The organism is Pseudomonas sp. NFACC32-1 (genome assembly GCF_900101215.1).
Taxonomy (GTDB): Bacteria; Pseudomonadota; Gammaproteobacteria; order Pseudomonadales; family Pseudomonadaceae; genus Aquipseudomonas.
The window spans coordinates 103,601-129,317 of record NZ_FMUL01000001.1 but is presented as its reverse complement, the minus strand read 5'-3'; the positions used below and the strand labels follow the sequence as shown (position 1 = coordinate 129,317).

Below are 25,717 nucleotides of genomic sequence, written 5' to 3'. Positions count from 1 at the left end.
TCAAACACGCCATGTCCGGCGGGTGACAGGCATTGAGGCGAGACCTGCAGCCATACAGGGAAAGCAGACTAGACTCAACTCAGTGCCTTACGGGATTGATGGACCAGTACGATACGCAGCCTGGCGCTGCCTCGCCCACCCTGTCGGGACAGATTTTGCAGGGGCTTACGCCATATGAAAACGCCCACCCAGACCAATACGATTGACTTCGACAGCGCCAAATTGCAGCGCCTGGGACTCGGCCAGCCGTCACCCTTGGCGACACGGTCCGTCACGCTCCAGCAACTGCGCCAACAACTGGGCCAGCAATTGCAGACGAGCCTGGAGCCGCAGCGGGTCCTGGGCCTGTTCTTCCGTGAAGTCCAGCGGCTGGTGCCATTGGATGCACTGGCCTACCAGCACAAGCCCAGCGACCTGCGCATGGAGTTCGGCCAGCGTGGGCACCACGTGCTCAGCTACAACTTGAGTCATGAAGGCGAAGATCTGGGCGAGCTGATATTCCGGCGCAATCAGCGCTTTACCGACCCCGAGCAACACGACCTCGAGTCCGTGATGTCGACGCTGCTGTTTCCGTTGCGCAACGCCCTGCTCTACCGCGTAGCGACCCAGAGCGCCCTGCGCGATCCCTTGACCGGCACCGGCAACCGCATCGCCATGGACCAGACCCTGGAGCGGGAAATCGACATGTCCCGGCGCCATATGCAGCCGCTGTCGCTGTTGATGCTCGACATCGATCATTTCAAGCGCATCAACGACACCCACGGCCATGGCGTCGGCGATGAAGTACTCAGGACCGTCGCCGAGTCGATCAAGCAGCAATTGCGCAACGTGGACATGGTGTTCAGGTTCGGTGGCGAGGAATTCCTGATCCTGCTTTCCAATACCAGCCGGGAAGCAGCGGCCATGGTCGGCGAACGGCTGCGGTATGCCGCTCAGGTGCAGGATTATTTCGTGGCGGGAACGAGGATCGAGCTGACGGTCAGCCTCGGCTGTGCAACGCTGCTGCCGGGCGAGTCCGCCGAAAGCCTGTTGCGACGGGTCGACAGTGCACTGTATGTGGCCAAGCGCGAGGGGCGGAACCGGCTGGCGATGGCGGGTTGAAAGGCCGCCGGGGAACGACACTCGCTGCGGGCCCTGGCCGTCAACCTCCCCGTTGACGGCCAGGGCCCCTTACGGGCGATCAGCTCCCGGCCAGCGCCAGGCGCTCACGGGTGGAGGAGACTTTTTCCTGCTCCAGTTGCATGCAACGCTCCAGGAACAGATACATGTAGTCATAGCTCTTGCAAATGGCCTGGCGCAGCTCGGCCTGCAAGGCCCTGCTCGGGTTCATGCCCCCTAGCGTGCAGATGATCTCCAGGGCTTCCCAAGGGTGGGCATCGTCGTACTGCGCATGCATCTTCAGCCATTTCATGGCGCGCTTGCGTTCTTCCTCGGGGAAGGCCGCGGCATAGACGCCGCTGGAACATACCAGCGCCGACCACTCACCGGTGGCCCCTTCGATCGCATAGTTGGTCGCCGCGATGGCCACTATCAGCGAATCGGACGAGCTGGTGTGCCAGCACCAGTGACTCAAGGCATGCAGTTCGGGGGGCACCTGCTGGGCTTGCAGGTCTTCCAGCGTGACGCCATGGGCCGCACTCCAGTTCACCCAGTAGTCGGCATGGTTGAGTTCGACACGAATGTTGCGCATCAGCCAACGACGGGCCATGTCCTCGCCAGGGTGGCGGGCAAAGCGGGTCTTGGTAAGGTTCTGCGCCATGTACAAGGCGAACTGTTCGACGACCGGCCAACCACCGATGAGGTAGTGGCGCATGGTCCTGGCGCTGAGCTTGTTATCACGCATGCGTTGATACAGCTCGTGTTCGACAACCCGGCGCTTGCTCTCGCTGCAATCGATAATGAGCTGTTGTGCCCATTTCGGATAGCTGGTGGCGTCCATGAGCGGGCCTGTTCGGTTGAATGTGTCGATCACTGTCGGGCTCCTTTTGATTGTGATTTTTTACGGATCAACAAGAGGCTCAGCGGAACGTGCCGGGGGCCTTGAATAACAACGGCTGGGGCCGGGCCGGCCTACATTGCAACGTATCACAGGTAAACAATTGCGGGCGCTCGATTACATACCCTTGAGCGTAATCCACGCCAATCTCCAGCAGTGCCTGCTCGATCTGGGCAGTCTCAACGAACTCGGCAATCGTGCGCTTACCCATGACGTGGCCGATGTGATTGATCACTTCGACCATTGCACGGTTAATCGGGTCGTCCAGCATATCCTTTACGAAACTCCCGTCGATCTTCAGGAAGTCTACAGGTAAATGTTTCAAGTAAGCGAACGAAGACATTCCGGCACAAAAGTCATCCAGAGAGAAATAACAACCCAACCCCTTGAGTTCATTGATAAAGCGGATCGCACTACCCAAATTCGAAATAGCGCTGGTCTCGGTTATTTCAAAACAAATCATTTCTGGCGGGACTGAATAAGCCGCGAATTGTTTACGCAGGAAATCAAGGAATGCCTGATCTCCGATAGTAGTGCCTGACAGATTTATCGCACACATGGCCATGGGGCCTTGGGGCGACTCATTCAGGCACTGGCGAATGATCCTGAAGACGTTTTCCACCACCCAACGGTCCAGGGAAGTCATCAGGCCGTAACGCTCGGCGGCCGGTATGAAGCTGTCCGGCAGGATCATCCGCCCGGCTTCGTCATGCAGGCGCAACAGGATCTCGATATGTCCACCACCGTGTTCCCCCGGCCCCAGCGCGGCGATTTCCTGGGCATAGAGACAGAAACGGTTTTCCTCCAGAGCCATGTGCAGGCGCTGGACCCAGGCCATTTCGCCGAAGCGCAGGGACAGTTCCGAATCGTCGGCGTGATAGACCTGAACCCGGTTGCGGCCCTTCTCCTTGGCCATGTAGCAGGCCATGTCCGCGGCACGCAGGGACGCCTCCAGCGTCGTCGGGTTCTGGGCGATATGCACCAGCCCGATGCTCACGGTGGTCACGAATGGCCGGCCCTTCCAGACGAAGTGCAGGTTCTGCACGGTCTGGCGCAGTCCTTCGGCGATCTTCTCCGCAGCGTCCGGCGCGCAGTTCTCCAGCAGGATCCCGAATTCATCCCCACCCAGACGGGCCAATGTATCGTTTTCCCGCAGCCCCGATTGCAGCAAGGCACAGATATGACGAAGCAGCTCGTCGCCTGCCGCATGGCCACAAGTGTCGTTGACCAGCTTGAACTGATCCAGGTCCAGGAACATCAAGGCATGCCGCCCGGACTGGCGCGTCAGGTTATGCAAGGCCTGTTCGAGGCGATATTCGAACTCCCGGCGGTTCGCCAGGCCAGTCAAGGCGTCGTGGGTGGCCTGCCAGGACAGGTTGGCGATGTACTGACGCTCCTGGGTCATGTCGTGCAGGACCAGCACGGCGCCGCTGACCTTGCCGGCATGGCGGATTGGCGCCCCTACGAGCGTTACCGAAACGGTACTGCCATCCAGCCGCTGGATCAGTTTGGAATGCTCGCTGCCCCCGCCGAGCCGCCCGCTGAGGATGTGCTCGATCAGGGTCAGGCCTTCGGTCTGGGCGTTGTCGTCCAGCAGATTGAACAGCGCGGCCAGGGGCAGCCCGGTGGCGTGCTCGGCTTTCCAATGGGTCATCGCCTCGGCCGCGGGATTCATATAGGCAATGGCGCCCTCGACATCGGTAGTGATGACCCCGTCGCCGATGGATTGCAGGGTGATCTGTGCCCGTTCCTTCTCCACTTGCAGCGCATTGGCGAAAACCTGCCGCTGGGCCAGCAGTTTGTGGGTGCGCAACAACGCCAGGACAATCAGCCCCAGGGCGGTGGCGAAGTTGGTCACCAACAGCAGGCGCAGGATAAAGCGCGACCCCTCCCCCAAGGCGTCGCTGAACGCCTTGGCAGCCGGGGTGACGGAATCGTTGATGGCAAAGATTCGTGCCTTCCAGCCGCGGATATCGATGTCCGTGGCCTTGCCCTGGGAAATGCTCTCGTGCATCTGCCGGGCGACGTTGTTCAGTTCTATCAGGTAACTGTCACCCACCGTCCAGAGGTCGATGGCTTCTTCCAGGTAACTGAAGTGGCGAAAATTCAGGTAGAGCCAGATCAGGCTGGAGACGTCGTCCGGGTGATTGCCTCCCTTGAGAATGCCTGTCCGCGCCGCCTCCAGGTCCGGTGGCTGGCGATCCAGCGCCACCCGCAGTTCATGCCCGCCTTCGGGCACGGCGATGGCCAGCTGGTATTTGCGGAAAATCGCCTCGTCGCGGCTGTCGGCGTAGAGGTTCAGGTAATAGATCGCGTCTTTCTGCCCCTTGGACCAGAGGCTTTCCCCGGCCACATAACCACGAACCGCCGACAATACGTAAAGACTGACGCCCCCCAGCAAGGCCTGAAACAGAACAACGGCGATAAAAGGCCATACGATGCCCAACAACCGGGGAGTTCCGAGAGTCCGCGCTTGATTCATGAGGTCCCTGTATAGGCTCGTCGACCAGCCTAAAGACCGATCATTCCAACAAGACTAGGAGGCGCAGCAGTTCCTCGCAAGAGGCCGGACATCATTTAACGTCCCCGTCTCTCGAATGCGTGAAATCTCGTCGATGCCTGTCACAGGCACTAACCGGAAAAGTTAGAAAACACCGGGGCGCCATATATATCTACCACCACTGTTTTTCCCTGATTGATGGGATAGGGGACTGCTCCGGCCGGCACTTTTGAAGTGGGCCTGGAGCCCCTTCGTTTATCACCAGGGACTCTTTATGCACCCGTTGCCCTCGTTCGATCTTTCAATGAATTCTCCACAGCACCAATGGCCCTCCCAGGCCCAGGCGCATCAGGGCCTGCTGGCGGAGTATGACGCGCTGTTGGCACTTATCCGAAACAATGAAACACCCACGGACAAGTTCATCGACAGACTACTGACACCCCAACCCTGTTCTCCCATGGCCCTGGAAAACGCAATCGGCCAGCAGGCACTGCGAGCGCTGATGGAAAACAAGGATTACCAGTCACTGTGCGCCACCCTGGACGCTTCATTCAATGAATTGACCGTGATATTGAAGGACGGCCAGGCCCATTACTTCGCACGCAAGAAGAACGACACCACCGTCATCCGGCTTGAACTCGACAAACAAACCGCCTGGAAAGAGTTGTTGGCAAACATCGAAAAGTCGGCACTCCGACTGGCTGGAAAGATTCGCTTCGATGGCCAGTTTTCACTCGCCAGAATGACCCGGTTCTATGGCATTGCGGCCTGGGATCCGCAAGATGCCCAACAACGCCAGGCCACCCTCGACACCCTGGAAGAGAAACGCGCTCGCCATTCATTGGGGCTCTGGCACGGCATCAGGCTCGACGAACCGAACCTGGAACCGACACCCGCGCAAGCGATGGACGACCGCCTGGTCATCGAAACAGTGCGTCAATTCCTGCCCACGCCGCAGACATCCCTGCTGGACTATCTCGGTGCCCGGGATATCACCCGCCTGGCAACACAAACGCTCCGCGCAAAACCGTCGATGTACCTGGAGCAAATCCTGCTGTCGCCAAGGGCCCAGGCGCTGGCCGCCAGGCTGCTGCTGGCCCTGGACTGGTTCGGCGGCAGGGACGGCGAGAACAGCGCTCCGGGAATACGTACCGGCTTGCTGGTCAAGGCCCTTCGCCTGTGGATCACCTCGGTTCCGACCGCAGGCCCGGAGGGCATCGCTGGCTACCGCTGGCAAAAGTCAGCCCATTGGGGCAAGAGCTACCAGGAAATCCAGGCCGGCTTCGAGGCACACCTGGTCGCATCGGGGCGCGCCACGTCGGTGAATGAATCCATTCTGATCGCCGGCCTTTTCCTGCCGTTGTTCCCCCTGGAGTTCCAGGTTCGCGATATACCGCCGCAACTGCCCTACCGAAGCTCCACTGTCTGGGTGAATTTCGTCCACGGGGTTCACCTGGCCCAGGCGATCGATCCTCTGTTGCTGCAACGCCTGGACTTCCAGCAACTGGTGGACCTGCCCATCAGGCAGGCCATTGGAGCGACAGCCGAAGAACTGAAACTGATCACCCTGACCCGATTGAAACCGATGCTGGAATGGGCCCTGACGAACGGGTTGATTGCCTATAGGGAGGATGCCAACTATCCGGCGCAAGACATACAGGAGGCCGCAAAGAGGCTCGACTCCGAAGTCGAAAGCCTGAACCGCGCTATCCGCTGGCTTGATAGCCCGCCCCCCGAACGACTGAACATTGCCAGGGCGAAGATGGCCAGGTTTTTTGGCGAGAGCCTGTTCGTGTCGGACGGCCGCAAGCTGGTCAAGGAAGCGAACGCCTTCTATACCGCACCGCAACTTCGGCTGATGGCTCCTATCGGCAGGCCCGCGCCTGACGCGTATTCATTCGTGGATGTCTATGCCTCCGGGCAGCTTCAGGGAAAAAGATGGTTCATCACCGGGCCGGATGGGAAATACTCGACGAACGCCTGGTTGAGTATCGACGACGACCGAACCGTGCAGAGCAATCTGCCATGGCCGCATCTGTCCGCCATTGCCCTCGAGCGCAGAACATTGCCGGATATCGAGGAGACATTTGCCACGCACTTCAAGATCTACCTCAACCTGATCAGAAACGCCTACCGGACATTGATCGCCCATCAACTCGCCTCTCTTCCCCTGGCCGACCGTCATGCGCTGGAGTATGGATCGGTCAAGGTCTACACCTTGAGACAAGCGATCATGGGAACCGAGGCGGCGAACGAGTCGGAAGACAAGAAGCGCCCACTGCGTGCGCGTAACGGCTTCGTCCTGGCGGCGACACGGGACAGCCGCACCTCCTATTACGAAGTCCTGCCCCGCGCCGGCGTGATCCGCCGCCGACCGGATATCACCGAGCAACACCTGGGCGGCGAGCTGAAGACAGAGAAATGGCGAGTCAGCCGCGGCTCTTCCGTAAACGCGAGCGTAGTGCGTACCAAAATCCTTCCTTTCGATTGGGACGCCCATGTAAAGGGCACCATTCCCGCTGCCGATAGGCAATGCCAGGCCATCCTGGATCAGTTGGGCGACACCCTTGAGCCGATGGAACGCGATGATGACAGCGCCTTGCCCCGCACATTGGAATCGAAAGTCACCCAAAGGATCACTCAACACATTGCCCAGCACCTGCTGTTCGTGGATGAAAAGGAACTGCACGACAGTTGTTATGGCGCCACGGAGTTCGACCATGAAAAAGCCAAGCGCAAGAAAGTCATCGACCTGACCAAAATGCTCGTACCTTTCTGGAGCAGTATCGAAGACCTCAGCTCAGGCGATCGCGATCGCCTGGTCAGTGGTGCGTTTGGCCTGTTCATCGACTTCGCCTCGTTTGTCCTTCCCATCGGCAAATTCGCCTCGGGCTCGCTGAAGCTGATCCGGACGGTGGGCAAATGGAGTTTTGGCGAAACGTTGCCCGCCTTCGCGAAACTCACGGGCACCTTGCTCAACGCAACGCTCAATCCCCTCGATGCAATCCCATCCCTGTTTCAAGCAGGTGGCCAGAGTGCATACCGGCTCGGGAAAAAAGGCTATTTCAACCTGAAGGTCCTGAGCGGCAGAGCCGGCCACTACGATTTTGTAAAAGGCATGTCCCAGGCCACGGATCCGGGAAGATGGCGACCGCTGGCCAACCATGACCAGCTCGGTGCGGTGCGCGGGGTCGATGATGTCCTGGTACGCAACGTCGGGGCGTCCGGCAAAACCGACTACCGCTTGATCGACCCGTTTTCCGACAAGCCTTACGGCCCATCCCTGTCCAAGGACGTGCCCGAATTGTCCCTGGGCCGCTCCCACTACAACACCCTGGCCCGCACTGACACCGATGTCATTGTCGAGGTCCCGCAAAGAAGCCACATACGCGAACAGCTCGAAGTCGACGGCAGCCGTACGCTTTATCTGGATGACGTGCCCTATCGCCTGGCGGACGGCACCCTGCGTCGCGCCAGTCAGCTGGATGCCAGTGAAACCCTCAGGAAACAACCATGCCGTGTCCGTCGGGCTCCCGATGAAATTTGCAAGACCCGGTATGTCCTGCAGGACAAGCCTGCCGAGCGTCCACCTTCGGGAGAGTTCAGCGCGGAGCCGAGCTGGGCGCCGTGGTTCGGCGATACGACGCTCTATCCCTCCATACCCAAGTCGGCCAACGACCGGGCGCTGTTGGCGTTCGAGGGGAAAATCTATGAGCTCAAGGGCGGCAAGCTCAATACCTACAAAGGACGGCCGGAATGGATCGGCCTCACCAGCAAGACCCCGATTCCCAGGGAAACCGTCGATGCGACGCTGGAATTCCAGACCGGCCTCTATGGAGGGATCAGAGTATCCGGGACGGCAGAGGGCATCGATGACACACACGTGACCGGCGCGCTCATCATTCGATCCATCGACGAGAAATTCAATTACGTCTTCACCCGCCTGAATTTCGACGATTACTACATGACGAGATTACCGTCCACCGACAGCCTCGAGGGCCCGTTGATCCTGAAAAAGCTGGGCCCCGAAGACCTGATGCCAGGCACGCCCGGCGAGGAGCTCCAAAGGGTCTACATCGGCTCGCTGAACGCGAACAACGCTGCAAGGATCTATGGAAGAGACCAGGTCGAACTGGCGCTGGACAAGATCGATGAAATTTCGATTCCCATCGGTGCCCCTGTCCATCCGCCTTCCAATATGAAGTGGGTGAAGGTCAATACGTATTCGGCCGAGGCCGTGCTTTTCGATCGCCGGACAAGAATGATCGTGGCCGACCTGCCTACCGGAGCGGCCGTGTGGAAGCCTTCCAGGCAGGCACCCGAGGCGTTGCAAAAGTCGACAGCGAATATCTTCGAGGCTTTGTTTACGGACCCGTCCATCGCCGTTGCCCCGCAATCGGCGACCCGTCCTGTCACCATCGACGACGCCATGCGGGAGTTGCAGAAAATCCTCCCGACGCAAAACCCCAAGAACATCGCCTTCGCCAGCGTCACCACCGCCTCGGGGAAAAATGAAGTCTACGTCAGCGTTTCCGGCATCGAGGACTATACCCGGCACCTGCCACTGTTCAAATCCAGCAATGGCTTGAGCGAAATCACCTTGAACGACGTCAGCTATTTCAACGTAGACGCCATCAGGAATCCCATCGATCCCGCAGCCCTTAGCCTCAGCCCCGACGGGAAGCTTTTGGCGATTCCCCACTTGATGGATGCGACGGGCAGTTCCGGTTCGGACAGGCTGGGCCGCATCACGACCGCAGACAGTGAAAGCAAGCTGATCGGCTACATCAGTGAAAAGTATCCGGATCCTGGGGACATCAAGTCCATCACCGTGGCGACCACCTTGCCGCCCTGCGAATCCTGCTCGATTGTCATGAAGGAATTCGGCCACGAGCGCGGCGCCGATGCCCTGAATGTCATCTGGGGGCAACGCCGCAAGCGTCCGGCCACGGAGCTTGGCACGTCAACCGATTCAGACTGAAACCAGGCGCTATTGAAAGTATCTCTAGACGAAGGCCAGGCAGTGCCTGGCCTGGTGTTTCAGAGCCTAGTGCTGCTGCAGATGGCCATAAAGCTTGGCGTACAGACCGCCATCGGCCATCAGTTGCTGATGGTCCCCGTCCTCGGCGATTTTCCCACCGTCGAATACCAGCACCCGGTCGGCCTGCTTGACGGCCGACAGCCGGTGAGCGATGACCAGGGTGGTGCGATGGCTCAGGAATCGGGCCAGTGCCTGGTGCAGGTTGTATTCGGTGGCAGCGTCCAGGGCCGAGGTCGCCTCGTCGAGGATCACCACCTTGGGTTCGGCCAGGACCATGCGCGCAATCGCCAGGCGCTGGCGTTGGCCACCGGATAGACGCACCCCGGAACGCCCGACGACGCTGTCCAGGCCGGCGGGCAATTCGCGAATCGTGCTGTGCAACTGCGCAATTTCCAGCGCCCGCCAGCAGGCTTCGTCGCTGCGCTCGCGGCCCATGGTCAGGTTGGCCCGGACCGTGTCATTGAACAGCGCCGGGTGTTGCAGCACCACTGCGACGTGTTCACGGATGGTCTCCAGACCGATGTCCTCCTGAGTGACGCCACCAAAGCGAATGCTGCCCGACTGCGGTGTATACAGCCCCAGCAACAGCTGCACCAGGGTGCTCTTGCCACCGCCGCTGGCCCCGACGATGGCGACTTTTTCACCAGGCGCGATGGACAGGTTCAGTTGGTCGAGCACCAGCTCCTCGCCATAACCGAAGCTCAATCCCTGGATATCGATGCCGAGGGTGTCCTGCCCCAGGAACGGATCGACCGTGCCCTTGTATTGCGGCTCGTCGGCACGCGCCAGCAATTCGTTGATGCGGCTCAAGGCTCCGCCCGCCGCATAATAGGCGTATTGCAGGTTCAGCAGTTGTTCCACCGGACCGATCATGAACCAGAGGTAGCTGAACACCGCCAGCATCTGGCCGATGGAAAGATCGGAAAACAGTACGGTGAGCATCGCCGCGGCGCGGAAGATATCGATGCCGAACTGGAACAGCAAACCACTGGCCCGGCTCGACGCGTCGCTTTTCCACTGGGAGTTGACCGCATAATCGCGCACTTCCCGGGCGCGCAACCCCAGCCGGCCAAGGAAAAAACCCTGCCGGTTACCGGCCCGCACCTCCTGGATCGCGTCCAGGGTTTCAGTCAGGGCCTGGGTGAAGCGCGACGTGCTGTCGTTTTCCAGTTTCTTGAGGTGCTTGACCCGTTTGCCCAACTGCACGGTGGCGTAGATCACCAGCGGGTTGAACAACAGGATCAACAACGCCAGTTTCCAATGCATCCACACAAGAATGCCGGCCGTGCCCACCAGGGTCAGCATCGCCACCAGGAACCGGCTGAGCGTCTCGCCGACGAATTTGTCGAGGGTATCCAGGTCGGTGACCAGGTGGGCCGCCACGGTGCCGCTGCCCAGGCTTTCGTATTCGCCCAGGGAGATGCGCTTGAGGCGGTCGATCAAGCGGATACGGATGCGATAGACGATGTCCTTGGCCAGTCTCGCGAACAACCGCGCCTGCAGTACGTTGAACAGCAGCGCGCCGCACCGCAGGGCCAGGGTCGCCAGCAACATCAGCCCGATATAACCGGCAGCGCTCTGCCAGCCCAACGGCAGCGCATGGTTCATTATCTTCAGCGCCGCGTCGCCATGGCCCAGCAGCACCTCGTCCACCAGCAGCGGCAACAGCAAGGGGATCGGCACGCTGCACAACGTCGCCAGTACGGCCACGCCGTTGGCGATCCACAGGGCCTTCTTGTGCTTGAGGGCCAGGCGACGGATTTCCGCCCAGCTCAATCGATCGACGCGCTGGGGGCCCGGGGTCCCCTCCGGCAGATCAGGCACAGGCGGCGCGCTCCAGCCAACGCCCCAGCAATGGAGCCAACTGGCTCAAGGGCTGGTAGCCATTGGTGAGCAAGGCCAGCTGGCCGTCGCGCTCGGCCAGCAGCGTGGGGAATCCGGCGATGCCGAGGTCTTGCACCCAGGTGAAATCCGCAGCCGTGGCCGCGTGTTGATCGGCACGGTCGAACGCAGCGGCGAACTCGATGCGCGGCAACCCCGCCTGCTCGGCCAGTTCCACCAGGACGCTGGCGTGGGTGACATCGCGACCTTCGACATAAAAAGCCTGCTGGATCAGTTTCAGCAGCTTCCAGGCCAGGTCCGGCGCCAGGCTACGGGCCGTCACCACGGCGCGGCAGGCCGGCTCGGTGTCATAGACGAAACCATCGGGCAACGCGCCTTCGAGCTTGAACGGCTGGCCGGTGGCCTGGGTGACCGCCTGCCAGTGTTCGAGGATGTAGCGCCGGGTCGTCGGCTCCAGGGCCGAGCCGCTGCCGGTGCGCAGGCCGCCCACCACCAGGTGCAGTTCCACGCCGTGGGCCTGGGCCTGCTCTACCAGGGCCTCGGCCACCGGGGCGAACCCCCAGCACCAGGAACACATGGGATCCATGACATAGAGCAGGCGTGGCGGCATGGTTCAGGCCTCGGACGATGATTGCTTGTAGTTGTAGCCGATCGGATGCGGCATGTTGCGCGCCTTGGCCAGCTCGATCTGCTTTTGCCGGTCGATGGCGCTGCGGCGGGTCTTCTCGCTCAGCTTGTCCCAGCAATGCGGGCAACTGATTCCCGGCACGTAATGCTCCGAAGCGCGATCTTCCAGGCTTACCGGCGTGCGGCAGGCATGACATTGATCGTAGTCGCCTTCGCTGAGGTCGTGGCGCACGGTCACGCGGTTATCGAACACAAAGCAGTCGCCACGCCATTTGGTTTCTTCCTGGGGCACCTCTTCCAGATACTTCAGAATGCCGCCCTTGAGGTGGAAGACTTCGTCGAAGCCCTGGCTGAGCATGTAGCTGGAGGCCTTCTCGCAGCGAATGCCACCGGTGCAGAACATCGCGACCTTCTTGTGCCGCGCCGGATCGAAGTTGGCTTTGATGTAGTCGGGAAACTCGCGGAAGCTGGTGGTCTTGGGGTCGATGGCGCCTTCGAACGTGCCGATGGACACTTCGTAATCGTTACGGGTGTCGATCAGCAACACCTCCGGATCGCTGATCAACGCGTTCCAGTCCCGCGGCTCGACATAGGTACCGACCTGCTTGTTCGGGTCTACGCCTTCGACGCCGAGGGTGACGATTTCTTTCTTGAGCTTGACCTTGGTGCGATAGAAAGGCTGCTCGTCGCAGTACGATTCCTTGTGGTCGATATCGACCATGCGCGGATCGTTCCTGAGCCAGGCCAGCAACCCGTCGATGCCTTCACGGGTGCCGGAAACAGTACCGTTGATGCCCTCCTGGGCGATCAGCAAGGTACCTTTGATGCCGTTGTCGAGCATGGCCTTGAGCAAGGGCTCACGCAGCTCGACGTAATCTTCCAGGGTGACGAACTTGTACAGTGCCGCCACGACAATGGATGGTGTCATGGGTATTTCTCCAGGTGGCTACCCTCGTAAAGGGTGAACCGGATGCGAAAAAAAACGCGCCCTTGTCAGGCGCGTCGCGGATTCTAGCAAATACACCGTGGCTTTAGGAGCTGCACGAGGGTCAGTGCTTGCTGCCTCCGGCACAGGTCGGCGAAGCAGGGGCCGCGTCGATCTGCGCCCACTCCTCGGGGGTGTAGGTGTGCAACGCCAACGCATGGAACTCGCCCATCAGCTCGCCCAGCGTGCCATAGACTTTCTGGTGGCGCTTGACCCGATTGAGCCCCTCGAACTGCCGGCTGACCACCACCGCCTTGTAATGGGTCTCAAGCCCACGGCTGTGCATGTGGCTTTCATCCAGTACCTGCAGGTGCTCGGGCTGCAGGAGCCCGAGTGTCGATTCGATGCGTTGTTGCATGCTCATACCGGGCTCCGCTTACGGCTTTTTCTTGGCAGGGGCGGCTTTCGGTTCAAGCTCGGCGGTCATGTCGGCCAGCAGCTTGTTGACCACCGGCACCGCGCTTTCCAGCTTGGCCTGGGTCAGTTGGGCGGACTGCTGGGTCAGCTGTGGCATCTTTTCCAGGACTTTCTTGCCCAGGGGCGACTGATAGAAAGCGACCAGGTCCTTGAGCTCCGACTCACTGAAGTTGGTGGTGTAGAGCTTGACCATGTCCGGCTTGAGCTTGTTCCAGCCAATGGCCTGGTCCAGCGCGGCATTGGCCTTGGCCTGGTAGGTCTCCAGGGTGGCTTTCTTCGACTCGGGAGCCTTGGTCTGTTCGAAGCGTTGGGCAAACATCTGCTGCACTTGCATGTACACCGGGGTGCCCAGCTTGTCGGCATGAGCCAGGGTCAGGAACGCTTCGGCACTGGCGTTGTGGCTGGCGGTATCGGCGAAAACAGGGCCGCTGGCACACACCAGAGCAACTGCGGTACAGATGGCGCGAAGACGGGTCATCGAGTTTCCTTTTTAACTGGCGAGGTAAAACCCCAGGGGCGACCATTCTGCGCCTATTAAACGCCGCGCCTCAACCCCGTGGCGAGCGGGTCCGATTGACGGACCGAACGGGCCGCTCCTACATTGAGGGAACCGATGCCGCCCAGCAGGGCCCAAACCGCGTATCCGATGACAGGAGTTTTACCCGATGAGCCGTATCGAAACCGACAGCCTTGGCCAGGTTGAAGTCCCCGATGAAGCCTACTGGGGCGCCCAGACACAGCGCTCCATGATCAACTTTGCCATCGGCGACGAACGCATGCCCCTGTCGGTGTTGCATGCCCTGGCGCTGGTCAAGAAAGCCGCCGCGCGGGTCAATGACCGCAATGGCGACCTGCCCGCCGACATCGCCCGCCTGATCGAGCAGGCGGCCGACGAAGTGCTGGCCGGCCAGCATGACGACCAGTTCCCCCTGGTGGTGTGGCAGACCGGTAGCGGGACCCAGAGCAACATGAACGTGAACGAAGTGATCGCCGGGCGCGCCAACGAGCTGGCGGGCAACCCCCGAGGCGGCAAGACCCCGGTGCACCCCAACGACCATGTCAACCGGTCCCAGAGCTCCAACGACTGCTTCCCTACCGCCATGCACATCGCCGCCGCCCAGGCCGTCCATCAGCAATTGCTGCCGGCCATCGCCGAACTGTCGGGCGGGCTCGCGGAGCTGGCGGCGCGTCACATGAAGTTGGTCAAGACCGGACGTACCCACATGATGGATGCCACCCCCATCACCTTCGGCCAGGAACTGTCGGCCTTCATTGCCCAGCTCGACTACGCCGAGCGGGCGATCCGTGCCGCATTGCCGGCGGTCTGCGAACTGGCCCAGGGCGGTACCGCCGTGGGTACCGGGCTGAACTCGCCCCATGGCTTCGGCGAAGCGATTGCCGCTGAACTGGCGGCGTTGTCCGGCCTGCCCTTCGTCACCGCGCCGAACAAGTTCGCCGCGCTGGCGGGTCATGAGCCCCTGACTACGCTGTCCGGTGCGTTGAAGACCCTTGCCGTGACCCTGATGAAGATTGCCAACGACCTGCGCCTGCTGGGCTCCGGGCCTCGTGCCGGCTTCGCCGAGGTGAAGCTGCCCGCCAACGAACCGGGCAGCTCCATCATGCCCGGCAAGGTCAACCCGACCCAGTGCGAAGCCTTGTCGATGCTGGCCTGCCAGGTCCTGGGCAACGACGTGGCCATCGGTTTCGCCGCCAGCCAGGGCCATCTGCAGCTGAATGTGTTCAAACCGGTGATCATTCACAACCTGTTGCAATCGATCCGCCTGCTGGCCGATGGCTGCAGCAACTTCCAGCAACACTGCATCGCCGGTCTCGAACCCGACGGCGAGCAGATGGCGGCGCACCTGGAGCGCGGCTTGATGCTGGTCACTGCGCTGAATCCGCACATCGGCTACGACAAGTCCGCCGAAATCGCCAAGAAGGCCTACAGCGAAGGGCTGACCCTGCGTGAAGCGGCGCTGCAACTGGGGTATCTGACCGACGAAGAGTTCGATACCTGGGTACGTCCGGAAAACATGCTGGAAGCGGGTAGCCAGGGCTGAGTCACGGTTGACGGAGAGCGAGCCTGCTCGCGATGGGCAGGTCGACACTACATCCTGTCGCCTGCCAGGCCGCTACCGTCCCAGCGCCAACCGCTCGCGCCGGGCCCTGAGCCCGGCCAGCAGCGAAGGGCCCAGGGCCACCAGGGCCGAACCCAGCACCACCAGCACCGCTCCGCCATACCCCAGCAGGTTGATCTGCTCGGCATGGACATAGTCGGGCCACCACCAGGCAGCCAGGGCCACCGCGGCGAAGGTCACCAGTGGCGTGATGGCCAGGGTCGCACTGACCCGGGAGGCCTCCCAGTGGGCCAGGGCCTCGGCGAATGCACCATAGGCAATCAGCGTATTGAGGCAGCACGCCAGCAGCAACCAGCCTTGCAGCGGGCTCAGTTGCAGCGCTTCCAACGGATGTACCCAAGGCGTGAGCAGCAACGCGCAGAACAGGTAGATCACCATCATCACCTGCAGGGAATTCCATACCGTCAGCAATTGCTTCTGGCCCAGGGCGTAGAACGTCCAGACCGTCGAAGCCAATAACACCAGCAAGACCCCGGCGGTGTAGTCGCTCAAGGACGTCAGCAGTTCCGCGAGGCGCTGGTTGAAAAACAGCGCGAAACCCACCAGCAACACCAGCAGGCCAATGCCCTGTCCCAGGCTGAAACGCTCCTTGAACACGAACAGGCTGGCGACCAGCAGCATGATCGGCCCCATCTGCACCACCAGTTGCGCGGTGCCCGGGCTCAGGCGGTTCAGTCCCATCAGGTACAGCACGTAGTTGCCCACCAGCCCCAGCACCGCCATCGCCACCAACCAGCCGCCACGCGGGCCCAGCACTTTGCGGGAGGGCAAGCGCCGGGTGGCTGCCAGGTAGATGAACAGCAAGCCGCCGGATACCAGCAAGCGAAACCAGGTCACGGTGACCGGGTCCATCACTTGCAGCACCTGTTTGAGTTTGATCGGCAGGATTCCCCACAACAGGGCGGTCAGCAGGGCGAGGAACAGGCCATAGACCCAGCGACCGGACGAAATGTGCATGCAATCCCCGAAGCTCAAGAAAAGAGCGACTATTCTAGTTGGAGATTGTCCGATCACACAGGGACAGTTGGGCTTGAACAGTTCCGGGGTAAATAATGGCACATTGCCGTCCATCGACTGGCCAAGCGCCAGTTAACGGCAACACGTAAGCTTCATTCACTTGATCTCGATGCTTTCTGGAGTTCCCATGCTTGGCAAACGCGCCCAGGACGTCGCCCCGGCGATGGTCTTTCCCAGTGACCGGATTTGCCGGATCAACGGCGAATTCTATTTCAGTACCCGGGAAGGCACCCAGGAAGGCCCCTTTGCCAGCCGTGAGGCGGCAGAGCGAGAAGTGGCGGCGTATATCGAGCGGATACAGAAAGCCGTTGCGGCCGCCAGTTGAGACGCGGCTCCAACATTTACCCCAGTAATCGTGGCAAGGGCGCCAGGGCCCTCGCCACGCTGGTTTTCGGTCTTTTGCGATTCGGCGCTACCTGACCGCCTCGAATAGCCCTGTCGCCCCCATCCCGCCACCTACGCACATGGTCACGATGCCGTAGCGCAGGTTGCGCCGTTGCAGTTCACGCACCAGGTGCCCCACCTGGCGCGAGCCGGTCATGCCGAACGGATGGCCGATGGCGATCGAACCGCCATTGACGTTGTATTTCTCGTTATCGATTTCCAACCGGTTCCGGCTGTACAGGCATTGGGAGGCGAACGCCTCGTTGAGCTCCCACAGATCGATGTCGGCGACGCGCAGGCCCTTGGCCTTGAGCAGCTTGGGCACGGAGAATACCGGGCCGATGCCCATTTCGTCCGGTTCGCAACCGGCCACGGTAAAACCGCGGAAAAACGCCTTGGGCTTGAGTCCCAGCGCGAGGGCTTTTTCCAGGCTCATCACCAGGGTCATCGAGGCGCCATCGGACAGTTGCGACGAATTGCCCGCCGTCACCGATCCGTCTTCGGCGAACACCGGCTTGAGGGCCGCCAGGCTTTCATAGGTCGTATCCGGACGATTGCAGTCGTCGCGATCCACCACGCCGTCGAGGATCTGCACCGCTCCGCTGTTCTTGTCCTCGACCCGGTACTTGACTGTCATCGGGACGATTTCGTCATCGAACAGCCCGGCCGCCTGGGCCGTGGCGGTGCGTTGCTGGCTCTGCAAGGCGTAGCGGTCCTGCTCCTCGCGGCTGACCTGGTAACGGCGCGCCACCACTTCGGCCGTCTGGCCCATGGGGAAATAGATCCCGGGCACCTGCTCCTTGAGCAGCGGGTTGATCAGGTTGTCGGTATTGACGCTTTTCATCGTCAGGCTGATGGACTCCACCCCACCGGCCACGATGATGTCGCTGCAACCGGAGGCGATCTGGTTGGCGGCGATGGCGATGGCTTGCAGGCCCGAGGAACAGAAGCGGTTGAGGGTCATGCCGGCGGTGCCGGTACCCAGCCGTGAAAGCACCGCCACGTTACGACCGATGTTGTAGCCCTGCGCCCCTTCGTTGGAGCCGGCGCCCACAATGCAATCCTCGACTCCGGCCGGGTCGATGTCGTTGCGCGTCAACAGCGCATTGACACAGTGCGCCGCCATGTCGTCAGGGCGGGTCTGGTTGAACTTGCCGCGAAAGGACTTGGCCAGGCCGGTCCGCACGCTGTCGACGATCACCACTTCACGCATGGCTCTACCTCATTGTCGTTGTCGGTTTAGGTGACAACGAGCATAGAGCCAGCGCATCAGCGGCCGCGACGATCATTCATCCCGCGTATGCATATCCATCGCCCGCTACTTCTTGCGGGCCCGCTTTGCACTGCGCTCGAACGCAGCCTCCAGCGCTTCGTTGAGGGTGCGCAAAACCTTGACCCGAGCCCAGCGCTTGTCGTTGGCCTCCACCAGTGTCCACGGGGAAATCTCGGTGCTGGTGCGATCTACCATGTCGCATATGGCCGTCCGGTAGTCGTCCCACTTGTCGCGATTGCGCCAGTCGTCCTCGGTGATCTTGAAGCGCTTGAACGGGATTTCCTCGCGCTCCTGGAAACGTTCGAGCTGGGTCTGCTTGTCGATGGCGAGCCAGAACTTGACCACCACCACGCCGGCATCGGCGATCTGCTCCTCGAAGTCATTGATCTCGCCATAGGCCCGCATCCAGTCGGCCCGGCTGCAGAATCCTTCGACCCGTTCCACCAGCACCCGGCCATACCAGGAGCGGTCGAACATGGTGAACTTGCCCCGCGCCGGAATGTGCCGCCAGAACCGCCACATATAGGGGTGGGCGCGCTCTTCCTCGGTGGGCGCGGCGATCGGCACGATGCTGTACTGGCGCGGATCGAGGGCGGCCGCCACCCGCCGGATCGCCCCGCCCTTGCCCGCCGCATCGTTGCCCTCGAACACCGCCACCAGGGCATGCCGGCGCATGCGCTTGTCCCGCAGCAGCCCCGCGAATCGCGCCTGCTCGGTGATCAGTTGTTCTTCATAGTCGGCCTTGTCCAGGCGCAGGGTCATGTCCAGGCTGTCGAGCAAGGTAATCTGACTGTCCAGCGCCGGCAGCGGGGCCACGCTGACCTTTTCCGGCTTGATCCTGTGGCGGTCCAGTGCCTGGCGCAGGCCTTCGAGCAGGATCCTGCCGACGGTGAGGCTGCGGTAGCAGGCGTCCATGCCCTCGATGACGTGCCACGGCGCGTAATCGCGGCTGGTCCGGCGCAGCACCCGCTCGCCGTACTTGACGAACTTGCCGTAGGTCTGGGATTGCTGCCAGTCCAGCGGGCTGATCCGCCAGCTGTGCAACGGATCGTCCCGGAGCCCCTTGAGCCGGGCCTTCATCTGTTTCTTGGAAAGGTGGAACCAGAACTTGAAGATCAGTGCACCCTCGTCACAGAGCATTTTCTCCAGGCGCTCGGCGGCATTGATGGCCTGGTCGAGCCGGGGGTCCTTGAACTCCCCATGAACCCGTCCCTGCAGCATCTGGCTGTACCAGTTGCCGAAGAAGATGCCCATGCGCCCCTTGGCCGGCAGCATCCGCCAGTAGCGCCAGGCCGGTGGCCGCGCCAGTTCCTCGTCGGTCTGCTGGTCGAAGGTGCGCACCTCGATCAGCCGCGGGTCCATCCATTCGTTGAGCAACTTCACCGTTTCGCCCTTGCCCGCCCCTTCGATGCCGTTGATCAGCACGATCACCGGAAAGCGGCTCTGCTGATGCAGCTCGAATTGAGCCTCCAGCAGCGCTTCACGCAAGGCCGGTACTTCGGCGTCATAAGTGTCTTTATCGATAACGTGGCCGATCTCGGCGGATTCGAACATACGCAGCTCCTTCCAGGAATGGGCAAAGACTAGCGGATTGGATGCGGCACCGTGCAGCAGATTCCATCCAGATGCTCAGTCTGTTGCGGTGGGTCAAGCAAGCCGACAGCGATCGGCTAGAATGGCCATCCAGTTTTCACCGAGCCTGCCATGACGCCCATCCAGTACCACGCCCAACTCGACTGGGACGACCAGGGTCGCCCGCGCTCGCGGGTGTTCGACGACGTGTATTTTTCCGACCAGTCCGGGTTGGAAGAGACCCGCTATGTGTTCCTCGAACAGAACAACCTGGCCGAGCGCTTTCGCGCGTTGCCGGACCACGGGCGGCTGGTGATCGGCGAAACCGGCTTCGGCACCGGCCTGAACTTCCTCTGTGCCTGGCAGTTGTTCGAACAACACGCGCCGGTCGGGGCGCGGTTGCATTTTGTCAGCGTCGAAAAGTACCCCCTCACCCCCACGGACCTGCGCCGCGCCCTGTCCCTCTGGCCATCGCTCAAGGAACAGGCCGATCAGTTGCTCGCGCAGTATGTGGCAATTCACCAGGGCTTCCAGCGCCTGGTAATGGCGGGTGGGCGTGTGACGCTGACCTTGATGATCGGCGATGCATTGGAGCAGTTGCCACAGCTGGACGGCCAGATCGACGCCTGGTTCCTGGACGGTTTCGCGCCGGCCAGGAACCCGGACATGTGGACCGCCGAACTGTTCGCCGAACTGGCGCGGCTGGCGGTCCCCGGCACCACCCTCAGCACGTTCACCAGCACCGGTTGGGTACGACGATTGCTCAACGCCGCCGGTTTCAAGATGAAACGCACACCGGGCATCGGCCATAAGTGGGAAATCCTTCGAGGAACTTATCTCGGCGGGCCGGAGCAGACGCCGGCACCATCCCCGGCGAAGCCATGGTATGCGCGCCCCGCCCCACTGGCCGGAGAGCGCCGCGCATTGGTGGTCGGCGGCGGCCTGGCCGGTTGCGCCAGTGCGGCCAGCCTAGCGGCACGAGGGTGGCAGGTCACGCTGCTGGAACGCCACGCCGGATTGGCCGAAGAAGCGTCCGGAAATCCCCAGGGCGTGCTGTACCTCAAGCTTTCCGCCCACGGCACGGCGTTGTCGCAGATGATCCTTAGCGGATTCGGCTACACCCGACGCCTGCTGGGGCAACTGCAACGAGGCGTTGACTGGGACGGCTGCGGTGTCTTGCAACTGGCCTTCGACCACAAGGAGGCCGAACGCCAGGCGCAACTGGCCGGGGCATTCCCGACCGACTTGCTGCACCGGCTGGAGCGCCCGGAAGCCGAGGCACTGGCTGGCATCGGCCTGGCCTGTGGTGGTCTGTTCTATCCCGAAGGCGGCTGGGTCCATCCACCGGCGCTGTGTCGCTGGCAGGCTTCGGCGCCGGCGATCGAGGTGTCGCTCCACCATGAGGTGCTGGACCTGCGCCGCGTCGACGGGCAATGGCAAGCCTGGGACGGCGAACGCTGCCTGGCCAGCGCACCGGTGGCGATCCTCGCCAGCGCCGCCGAGATCAAGCGTTTCGAACCGGCGGCGGGGCTGCCGCTCAAGCGCATTCGCGGACAGATCACCCGGCTACCCCAGACTGCCCGCAGCCAGGACCTGCGCACCGTGGTCTGCGCCGAAGGCTACGTGGCACCGGCGCGCCTGGGCGAGCATACCCTTGGGGCCAGTTTCGATTTCAAGAATGACGACCTGACGCCCACCGCTGCCGAACATGCCGGCAACCTGCTTATGCTGGAGGAAATTTCCGCCGACCTGGTGGATCGCCTGGAGGCCGACACCCTGGCTCCGGAAAACCTCGAAGGCCGCGCGGCGTTCCGTTGCACCAGCCCGGACTACCTGCCCATCGTCGGTCCCCTGGCCGACGGCCAGGCCTTCGCCCGAACCTATGCCGTACTGGCCAAGGACGCCCGTCAGGTTCCGGACAGCCCCTGCCCCTGGCTCGATGGCTTGTACATCAACAGCGGCCATGGGTCCCGGGGCCTGATCACCGCACCGCTGGCAGGGGAACTGATCGCCGCCTGGCTGGACAACGAACCCTTGCCCCTGCCCCGCAGCGTCGCCGAGGCTTGCCACCCGAATCGGTTCGCATTGCGGACGCTGATCCGGGGCAAACTCAACGACTGATGCCCCGCCCCAAATCTTGTGGGAGCGAGCCTGCTCGTGACGGCGGTGTATCAGTCGGCGTCAGGGCAGACTGAGTCAGCGCCATCGCGAACAGCCCGCACACAATCAGCGCAGCCCGGCCCCTTCTGTCGCCTTATAACGCATCGATATAAAACTCACGGCAATCCCCCCGGTCAGTTCCAGAGTACCCGCCATTTCGGCGCGTGCGGCTTGACCCCTCCCCAACGGAAAAACCGGTAAGGACTTATGTGCGGATTAGCTGGAGAGTTACGTTTCGATCAACAACCTGCGGACCTTGCGGCCGTGGAACGCATCACCCACCACCTCGCCCCTCGTGGCCCCGACGCGTGGGGTTTTCATAGCCAGGGCCCGATCGCCCTGGGTCATCGTCGCCTGAAAATCATGGACCTGTCCGACGGCTCGGCCCAGCCGATGATCGACAATCAGTTGGGCCTGTCCCTGGCCTTCAATGGCGCGATCTACAACTATCCGGAGCTGCGAGCCGAACTCGAAGCATTGGGCTATGGCTTCCATTCCGGCGGCGACACCGAGGTGCTGCTCAAGGGTTATCACGCCTGGGGCCAAGCGCTGCTGCCCAAGCTCAACGGCATGTTCGCCTTTGCCATCTGGGAACGCGACGCCAAGCAGCTGTTCATCGCCCGCGACCGTCTCGGCGTCAAGCCGCTGTACCTGTCGCGCACCGGCCAGCGCCTGCGTTTTGCCTCGGCGCTGCCGGCCCTGCTCAAGGGCGGCGATATCAACCCCGTGCTCGATCCCGTCGCGCTCAATCACTACCTGAACTTCCACGCCGTGGTCCCGGCGCCGCGTACCTTGCTGGCGGGCATCGAAAAGCTGCCACCGGCCACCTGGATGCGCATCGGAGCCGATGGCAGCACCGAGCAGCAAACCTGGTGGACCCTGCCATACGGCCCGCGGGCCGATGAACAGCAGCTGAACCTGGAGGACTGGATCGACCGGGTGCTCGACAGCACTCGCGAAGCGGTCGCCATTCGCCAGCGAGCCGCGGTGGATGTCGGCGTTCTGCTGTCCGGCGGCGTGGACTCGAGCATGCTGGTGGGGCTGTTGCGAGAGGTCGGCGTGCAAGACCTGTCCACCTTTTCCATCGGTTTCCAGGATGCCGGCGGCGAGCGCGGTGACGAATTCCAGTATTCGGACCTGATCGCCCGACACTACGGCACCCGGCACCACCAGTTACGCATCGACGAAAAGGAAATCATCGAACAGTTGCCAGCGGCCTTCCGCGCCATGAGCGAGCCGATGGTCAGTCATGACTGCATCGCGTTCTACCTGTTGTCGCGGGAAGTGTCCAAGCATTGCAAAGTGGTGCAAAGCGGCCAGGGCGCCGACGAACTGTTCGCCGGTTACCACTGGTATCCACAGGTGGATGGCGCCAGCGACCCTTATGCGGCCTATCGCGCGGCCTTCTTCGACCGCAGCTATGAAGAATATGCCGCCACCGTACAGCCCAAGTGGCTGGTGGCCAACGACGCGGCCGGTGACTTCGTCAAGGATCACTTCGCCCGACCTGGCGCCGACGCGGCCGTGGACAAGGCGCTGCGCCTGGACAGCACGGTTATGCTGGTGGACGACCCGGTCAAGCGTGTCGACAACATGACCATGGCCTGGGGCCTGGAGGCGCGCACGCCGTTCCTGGACTACCGACTGGTGGAGCTCTCGGCGCGGATCCCGGCGAAGTTCAAGTTGCCCGACGGCGGCAAGCAAGTGCTCAAGGAAGCGGCCCGGCGGGTGATTCCCGGCGAAGTGATCGACCGCAAGAAAGGCTACTTCCCGGTACCGGGACTCAAGCACCTGGAAGGCAACACCCTGGCCTGGGTCCGCGAACTGCTGCTGGACCCGAGCCAGGACCGCGGCCTGTTCAACCCGGCCATGCTGGACCGCCTGCTCACCGACCCCAACGGTCAGCTCACCCCATTGCGCGGCTCCCGTCTGTGGCAGCTGGCAGCGCTGAACCTGTGGCTCAGCGAGCAAGGAATCTGATTGATGAAACCCAACCCTACCGTTCACAACCAACGTCTGCTGCGTGGCCAGGCCCCTTCCTATGAACGCCTGCAAGCACGCCTGGCCGAAGACGGCAGCGAGCTGGACACCGCCCCCATCGCCGTGCATTGCGGCTGGGGCCGGCTGCTGATCGGCCACACCTTCCCGGACCCCGCGTCCCTGGGCCGGGAACTGCTCAACGAACAGCCCGGCGAACGGGACATCGCCCTGTACGTCGCAGCTCCCCAGCAAGTGCTGGGGCTGGAGCCGGCGCATCTGTTTCTCGATCCCTCCGACACGCTGCGCCTGTGGTTCAGCGATTATCGCCAGGCCACCCGGGTGTTCCGTGGCTTTCGCATTCGTCGCGCCCAGAGCGAAGCGGACTGGCAGGCCATCAACCAGCTCTACCAGGCCCGGGGCATGCTTCCCATCGATCCCCAGCGGCTGACCCCGCGCCACGAGGGGGGCCCCGTCTACTGGCTGGCCGAAGACGACGACACCGGTGCGGTGATCGGCAGCGTCATGGGCCTGAATCATCAGAAAGCCTTCAACGATCCGGAAAACGGCAGCAGCCTCTGGTGCCTGGCCGTGGACCCGCAATGCTCCAGGCCCGGGGTGGGTGAAGTGCTGGTGCGGCACCTTGTCGAGCACTTCATGAGCCGTGGCTTGAGCTATCTCGACCTGTCGGTATTGCATGACAACCGCCAGGCGAAGAATCTCTATGCCAAGCTGGGTTTCCGGAACCTGTCGACCTTTGCCATCAAACGCAAGAACGGTATCAACCAGCCACTGTTCCTGGGGCCGGGTCCGGAAGCGCAGTTCAATCCCTACGCCCGGATCATTGTCGAGGAAGCTCACCGTCGCGGCATCGAAGTGCAGGTGGACGACGCCGAGGCCGGCCTGTTCACCCTGATCCATGGCAGTCGCCGAGTGCGCTGTCGCGAGTCCCTGAGCGACTTGACCAGTGCCGTCAGCATGACGTTGTGCCAGAACAAAAGCCTGACCCACAAGGTGCTGAAAAATGCCGGGCTGAGCCTGCCGGCCCAGCAATTGGCGGGCAATGCCGATGACAATCTGGCGTTTCTGGATGAACACGAACGGGTGGTGGTCAAGCCGTTGGACGGCGAACAGGGCCAAGGCGTGGCAGTGGACCTGCGCACCATCGAAGAGGTGCAGGCCGCCATCGAGACCGCCCGGCAGTTTGACCAACGGGTCCTGCTGGAAAGCTTTCACGAAGGGTTGGACCTGCGGATCCTGGTGATCGGATTCGAAGTGGTGGCCGCAGCCATCCGGCGTCCGGCAGAAGTGATCGGAGATGGCCGCCACACCATCGGTGCCTTGATCGAGGCCCAGAGCCGCCGGCGGCAGGCGGCTACGGGGGGCGAGAGCAAGATCCCCCTGGACGCCGAGACCCAACGCACACTGAACTCGGCGGGCTATGACTACGACAGTGTCTTGCCGGCCGGGGAACACCTGTTCGTACGGCGTACAGCGAACCTGCATACCGGCGGTATCCTGGAAGATGTCACCGGCATTCTCCACCCGACCCTCGCCGAGGCAGCGGTACGGGCCGCACGAGCCCTGGACATCCCCATGGTTGGCCTCGACCTGCTGGTACCGGCCGCCGACCAACCCGAGTACGTATTCATCGAAGCCAATGAACGCGCCGGCCTGGCCAACCACGAACCACAGCCCACGGCTGAACGCTTCGTGGACTTGCTGTTTCCCCACAGCCAGGCGATGGCCTAAGCCTCTACAGATCATTCCCACGCCCGGCGTGGGAAT

Annotated in this window: 17 protein-coding genes; 7 read left to right on the top strand and 10 right to left on the bottom strand. The window is 62.1% G+C overall.

Features of this window, described 5'->3' with window-relative positions; genetic code table 11:
- The first annotated feature begins 174 nt into the window (after positions 1–174).
- On the top strand, positions 175–1,101 hold the full coding sequence (locus BLP99_RS00560; protein WP_072389386.1) for a GGDEF domain-containing protein: 927 nt from the start codon (positions 175–177) through the stop codon (positions 1,099–1,101).
- A 79-nt stretch (positions 1,102–1,180) separates the two neighbouring features.
- On the opposite strand, the gene BLP99_RS00555 is transcribed toward BLP99_RS00560, so the two are convergent.
- Together BLP99_RS00555 and BLP99_RS00550 are read right to left on the bottom strand one after the other, a co-directional pair.
- Complete coding sequence (locus BLP99_RS00555; protein ID WP_207956596.1) at positions 1,181–1,939, bottom strand: iron-containing redox enzyme family protein; 759 nt, start codon at positions 1,937–1,939, stop codon at positions 1,181–1,183.
- A gap of 79 nt (positions 1,940–2,018) precedes the next feature.
- A complete protein-coding gene (locus BLP99_RS00550; protein ID WP_092179493.1) occupies positions 2,019–4,478 on the bottom strand; it encodes an EAL domain-containing protein in 2,460 nt (819 codons plus the stop codon).
- 322 nt (positions 4,479–4,800) lie between these two features.
- Here BLP99_RS00550 and BLP99_RS00545 point away from each other — a divergent pair, with 322 nt between their 5' ends.
- On the top strand, positions 4,801–9,477 hold the full coding sequence (locus BLP99_RS00545) for a deaminase domain-containing protein (protein ID WP_176776486.1): 4,677 nt from the start codon (positions 4,801–4,803) through the stop codon (positions 9,475–9,477).
- A 66-nt stretch (positions 9,478–9,543) separates the two neighbouring features.
- Here BLP99_RS00545 and BLP99_RS00540 read toward each other — a convergent pair whose 3' ends face one another.
- From BLP99_RS00540 to BLP99_RS00520, 5 genes are all read right to left on the bottom strand, one after another.
- On the bottom strand, positions 9,544–11,361 hold the full coding sequence (locus BLP99_RS00540) for an ABC transporter ATP-binding protein (protein ID WP_072389392.1): 1,818 nt from the start codon (positions 11,359–11,361) through the stop codon (positions 9,544–9,546).
- Complete coding sequence (locus BLP99_RS00535; protein ID WP_072389394.1) at positions 11,354–11,989, bottom strand: DsbA family protein; 636 nt, start codon at positions 11,987–11,989, stop codon at positions 11,354–11,356. The genes BLP99_RS00540 and BLP99_RS00535 overlap by 8 nt, the downstream gene beginning before the upstream one ends.
- A gap of 3 nt (positions 11,990–11,992) precedes the next feature.
- Positions 11,993–12,934 (bottom strand): oxygen-dependent tRNA uridine(34) hydroxylase TrhO, encoded by a 942-nt coding sequence (trhO, locus tag BLP99_RS00530; protein ID WP_072389396.1) that lies wholly within the window; start codon positions 12,932–12,934, stop codon positions 11,993–11,995.
- 121 nt (positions 12,935–13,055) lie between these two features.
- Entirely contained in the window at positions 13,056–13,355 is a 300-nt protein-coding gene (locus BLP99_RS00525) for a BolA family protein (protein ID WP_072430272.1), read from the bottom strand.
- 12 nt (positions 13,356–13,367) lie between these two features.
- On the bottom strand, positions 13,368–13,886 hold the full coding sequence (locus BLP99_RS00520; RefSeq protein WP_072389400.1) for a DUF2059 domain-containing protein: 519 nt from the start codon (positions 13,884–13,886) through the stop codon (positions 13,368–13,370).
- Between the two features lie 187 nt (positions 13,887–14,073).
- On the opposite strand from BLP99_RS00520, the gene BLP99_RS00515 reads away from it, so the two are divergent.
- Positions 14,074–15,468: a class II fumarate hydratase gene (locus BLP99_RS00515; RefSeq protein WP_092179489.1), complete on the top strand. Its 1,395-nt coding sequence runs from the start codon at positions 14,074–14,076 to the stop codon at positions 15,466–15,468.
- A gap of 72 nt (positions 15,469–15,540) precedes the next feature.
- Here the strand turns inward: BLP99_RS00515 and BLP99_RS00510 are convergent, their stop codons facing one another.
- Positions 15,541–16,503: a DMT family transporter gene (locus tag BLP99_RS00510; protein ID WP_072430270.1), complete on the bottom strand. Its 963-nt coding sequence runs from the start codon at positions 16,501–16,503 to the stop codon at positions 15,541–15,543.
- Positions 16,504–16,690: 187 nt separating this feature from the next.
- Between BLP99_RS00510 and BLP99_RS00505 the strand changes: the two genes are divergently transcribed.
- Positions 16,691–16,888 (top strand): DUF6316 family protein, encoded by a 198-nt coding sequence (locus BLP99_RS00505; protein WP_072389406.1) that lies wholly within the window; start codon positions 16,691–16,693, stop codon positions 16,886–16,888.
- A gap of 87 nt (positions 16,889–16,975) precedes the next feature.
- Here BLP99_RS00505 and BLP99_RS00500 read toward each other — a convergent pair whose 3' ends face one another.
- Positions 16,976–18,160, bottom strand: a complete 1,185-nt coding sequence (locus BLP99_RS00500; protein ID WP_092179487.1) for a thiolase family protein — start codon at positions 18,158–18,160, stop codon at positions 16,976–16,978.
- A gap of 105 nt (positions 18,161–18,265) precedes the next feature.
- Positions 18,266–19,774, bottom strand: coding sequence for a polyphosphate:AMP phosphotransferase (gene pap, locus BLP99_RS00495; protein WP_072389410.1), 1,509 nt, complete (start codon positions 19,772–19,774; stop codon positions 18,266–18,268).
- A 150-nt stretch (positions 19,775–19,924) separates the two neighbouring features.
- On the opposite strand from pap, the gene mnmC reads away from it, so the two are divergent.
- The 3 genes from mnmC (at position 19,925) to ngg (ending at position 25,681) form a co-directional block, all read left to right on the top strand.
- Positions 19,925–21,913 (top strand): bifunctional tRNA (5-methylaminomethyl-2-thiouridine)(34)-methyltransferase MnmC2/FAD-dependent 5-carboxymethylaminomethyl-2-thiouridine(34) oxidoreductase MnmC1, encoded by a 1,989-nt coding sequence (mnmC, locus tag BLP99_RS00490; protein WP_092179485.1) that lies wholly within the window; start codon positions 19,925–19,927, stop codon positions 21,911–21,913.
- 246 nt (positions 21,914–22,159) lie between these two features.
- Complete coding sequence (locus BLP99_RS00485) at positions 22,160–23,932, top strand: N-acetylglutaminylglutamine amidotransferase (RefSeq protein WP_072389414.1); 1,773 nt, start codon at positions 22,160–22,162, stop codon at positions 23,930–23,932.
- Between the two features lie 3 nt (positions 23,933–23,935).
- Entirely contained in the window at positions 23,936–25,681 is a 1,746-nt protein-coding gene (gene ngg / locus BLP99_RS00480) for an N-acetylglutaminylglutamine synthetase (RefSeq protein ID WP_072389425.1), read from the top strand.
- The last annotated feature ends 36 nt before the right edge of the window (positions 25,682–25,717 follow it).

Bases quoted from the DNA above. Each gene is read 5' to 3' on its own strand.
- mnmC (WP_092179485.1), top strand. From the start codon at position 19,925: ATGACGCCCATCCAGTACCACGCCCAACTCGACTGGGACGACCAGGGT.
- pap (WP_072389410.1), bottom strand. From the start codon at position 19,774: ATGTTCGAATCCGCCGAGATCGGCCACGTTATCGATAAAGACACTTAT.
- BLP99_RS00520 (WP_072389400.1), bottom strand. From the start codon at position 13,886: ATGACCCGTCTTCGCGCCATCTGTACCGCAGTTGCTCTGGTGTGTGCC.
- BLP99_RS00485 (WP_072389414.1), top strand. From the start codon at position 22,160: ATGTGCGGATTAGCTGGAGAGTTACGTTTCGATCAACAACCTGCGGAC.
- BLP99_RS00555 (WP_207956596.1), bottom strand. From the start codon at position 1,939: ATGGACGCCACCAGCTATCCGAAATGGGCACAACAGCTCATTATCGAT.
- BLP99_RS00535 (WP_072389394.1), bottom strand. From the start codon at position 11,989: ATGCCGCCACGCCTGCTCTATGTCATGGATCCCATGTGTTCCTGGTGC.
- BLP99_RS00510 (WP_072430270.1), bottom strand. From the start codon at position 16,503: ATGCACATTTCGTCCGGTCGCTGGGTCTATGGCCTGTTCCTCGCCCTG.
- BLP99_RS00550 (WP_092179493.1), bottom strand. From the start codon at position 4,478: ATGAATCAAGCGCGGACTCTCGGAACTCCCCGGTTGTTGGGCATCGTA.
- ngg (WP_072389425.1), top strand. From the start codon at position 23,936: ATGAAACCCAACCCTACCGTTCACAACCAACGTCTGCTGCGTGGCCAG.
- BLP99_RS00505 (WP_072389406.1), top strand. From the start codon at position 16,691: ATGCTTGGCAAACGCGCCCAGGACGTCGCCCCGGCGATGGTCTTTCCC.
- BLP99_RS00560 (WP_072389386.1), top strand. From the start codon at position 175: ATGAAAACGCCCACCCAGACCAATACGATTGACTTCGACAGCGCCAAA.
- BLP99_RS00500 (WP_092179487.1), bottom strand. From the start codon at position 18,160: ATGCGTGAAGTGGTGATCGTCGACAGCGTGCGGACCGGCCTGGCCAAG.
- BLP99_RS00545 (WP_176776486.1), top strand. From the start codon at position 4,801: ATGAATTCTCCACAGCACCAATGGCCCTCCCAGGCCCAGGCGCATCAG.
- BLP99_RS00525 (WP_072430272.1), bottom strand. From the start codon at position 13,355: ATGAGCATGCAACAACGCATCGAATCGACACTCGGGCTCCTGCAGCCC.
- trhO (WP_072389396.1), bottom strand. From the start codon at position 12,934: ATGACACCATCCATTGTCGTGGCGGCACTGTACAAGTTCGTCACCCTG.
- BLP99_RS00515 (WP_092179489.1), top strand. From the start codon at position 14,074: ATGAGCCGTATCGAAACCGACAGCCTTGGCCAGGTTGAAGTCCCCGAT.